Here is a 2,630-nt window from a genome sequence, read left to right as displayed (position 1 = left end):
GCATAAAAAGCTAGTAAACCAGCACTTAACTGAATCGGCACAGAGATGTCTGGCAAAGGAAAATACCGTTCTAATTCTGGTCTGTTTCCCGGCGCTGGTTCTGCGGTAAAGCTTTGACTCCAGACAGGCTCCCAGTTGCTAGAATTACTTGCGTTATAAGAAGTCATGCAGGTTAAAGCTAATTACATCTAAATAGTCATCGACATCTACCCCGCAACTTTCAACTATCTCAAGATAGTCTGTGAGGTCAATTTTTAACGAAAGGAAATCGGTTAATGCTTGCCCACAAAGGATTAAATTTTCTGATGTTTCTTCTAAAGAAACTTCCTCGTTTAGCCCTTGAGGAGACCACAACCTCATTCCTTCTCTAATTTCAGGTAAAAGAGAATTAATCACGGCGGAACTCCTCTGGATCAAAACTTACCGTATGAGTGGCACTAGAACCGCTAAAAACGGCATCGGCTAAAATCTCGTTAATTTGCTCTTGATACTGTTTCGTCGAGTCAGTTCGCCCCATGGGAACCGTGTAAGATGTCCCAGTTCTAGTTTTATATTTTCGCCCAGTAATTTTTGACTTAGGGGTTTTAGCTGAGACTATTGTAGCGATGCGAGCTTTCGCTGAAACAAAGCTAGAAACTCTTTGATAGTCGTTTAGTCCAGTATTAATAACTCCAAATTTAGTCTTAGGACCAAATCCATTTAAGAAAGCATTTGAGCGACCAGATATGGAAATTTTTATCTTACCTTTGTCGTTATTAAATGGATATCCAAAAGCATTGACGCCAACTTCAACCTCTCCGTTTAGGGGAGGTCTAACTATATTTCGCTCCGGTCCGTCGCCTTCACGCCATTTTGCATATTTAACAAAGTCTAGATTCTGTGGAAGGGTGCTAGGGTCAACCTTTCCCAGCTTTAAAGCAGTGTACACTCGTTCTAAATCTGAAAATCTTTTTCTTGCCATATTATCCGCTTAGTACAGTAATTATGCCGCTCTCGGTGAATCCAATAATTCAGTTATAGCAAGGCTTCCAGCCAATACGACTCGACGGAAGGGTATAGACTATCCGTGAATACTAGGGAAACTCATCGACAAGAGCATCAAGGAAGGCAAACGAGCGATCGTAGAGAGCGATCGGCTTGTTCACCCCCCAAATGGTAGCCGTGGCGTACTGGAAGCGCACATCAACCATGGGACGACGGCGGGGTTTGCGGCGGCTTTTCCCTAAAATTGTCTGATTACCGGGATTATAGGGAAAAGATTCATTTTCATTGTCGGCAATGTTAGACTTTAAAAACTTCCAATCAGGATTATCATTTTGTAAGTCTAAAATTTTATTAATCAACTCTTTAGCTGTAGCCTCATCTCGACAAAGTAACTGTAATTGATAGCCCTTATCTTTCTCGGTATAAGAGTATAATTTTCTTCCTTTTTTCCAGACATATCCGTTAGCGGCTCCAAACTCTGTCTTGATTTTGTTGGCTAAAGTAGTTAATTCTGTTCTTGTTATTGTGGTGCTAGATTCATTCATCAACCTAAAAGAAATCTCTCCCCAAGTTGGACGGGAATCGTCCTCTACCTCATTCTGATCTTCTTTGAAATATAAGGTAACTTGAGGTTTAAATTTCCTTGAAGCGTGTAAATCATCTAAGGGAATACCATAAAACGGCTGCTGTAAATCTTGCGCCCGTCTTAGGGTAAAATAAAATAATAAAAAACGCTGAATCATCATATCACAAGTATCGTTATCCTTGAGCAAACAAGCCCAACGCAACGAAGACCGAGGAACGGCTAAATCTAAATCATCGCCTGTAATATCACTAAACTCCTCTCGCACTATTTGGTTATGAACTCTTAAAATAGTGCTTTGCAAGTGTTCAAATTCGTTAAGGTTAGAGGGAGTAGTCATAATGGATGGATCAATTAGGTTTAATTAAGTCAGATTTGTTAATAGAGGGGGATTGCGAATCTTCTTTACCTTTAGTTTCTTTATCTTTTTTGTCTTCTTCTTTTACCTCAACTTCTCCTTTAATTGTGTCTATTTGTGTTTTAATTTCGGCTACATTTTCAGTTACTGATCTAAATTCCGAGGTTATGCTTTCTAGGTCTGATGCAATCTCACTCGCTTGCTGTAGCCCCTGAATCACTCGATCAATTTTTCTATTTTTGCCACTAGAAAAGTTGAATTGTTCGCTCATCCAATTATAGGAATCTTCTAAAACCGCTCCGGACTTCCTTAAAGCATTGCCAATTTTTCCAGTATATTTGGCGGTTTGCTCTAATCCTGATGTGATACCAAAAAGCGAATCAGTCATTAACTGATAAATATTAATTGCACTTTGATAAATCCTATTTGCCTTTGCCCATGTTTCACTTAAGGTAGTGTAATTTTCAGTTCCTATTAGTCCTTTAATAATATTTTCAATTCCATCGCCGATAACTGTAGAGAAATTTTGAGCAACTTCATCACCGTCTTTAATGCCGATAATGCTTAAAGCATTACCTAAAGTGGAAATTAAAGTCGAACCAATGTTTCGAGAAAGCATGACCGCATTATGAATAGCCGCAGCCGTAGCCATTAAATTAAGGGTGCGGTCAACTACTCGCGACTTCCACAACTTAGTAAACCTAT

3 protein-coding genes and 1 pseudogene are annotated in these 2,630 nt (G+C 39.4%); all 4 read right to left on the bottom strand.

Features of this window, described 5'->3' with window-relative positions:
• Nucleotides 1-153 precede the first annotated feature (153 nt).
• A complete protein-coding gene (locus H6G48_RS16225; RefSeq protein WP_190722506.1) occupies nt 154-396 on the bottom strand; it encodes a hypothetical protein in 243 nt (80 codons plus the stop codon).
• Nucleotides 389-961 carry a hypothetical protein gene (locus tag H6G48_RS16220; protein WP_190722505.1) on the bottom strand — a complete coding sequence of 191 codons (573 nt, stop codon included), beginning with the start codon at nt 959-961 and terminating at the stop codon, nt 389-391. Before H6G48_RS16220 ends, H6G48_RS16225 begins: the two co-directional genes overlap by 8 nt.
• A gap of 112 nt (nt 962-1,073) precedes the next feature.
• A complete protein-coding gene (locus tag H6G48_RS16215; protein WP_190722504.1) occupies nt 1,074-1,907 on the bottom strand; it encodes a hypothetical protein in 834 nt (277 codons plus the stop codon).
• 10 nt (nt 1,908-1,917) lie between these two features.
• Nucleotides 1,918-2,630 (bottom strand): annotated as a pseudogene (locus H6G48_RS16210) (hypothetical protein); the annotation flags it as partial.

The sequence above is a fragment of the Microcystis flos-aquae FACHB-1344 genome (assembly GCF_014698375.1).
GTDB classification, from domain to species: Bacteria; Cyanobacteriota; Cyanobacteriia; order Cyanobacteriales; family Microcystaceae; genus Microcystis; species Microcystis aeruginosa.
Note: the sequence above shows the minus strand (reverse complement) of the source record. Positions and strands in the feature narration are given on the sequence as shown.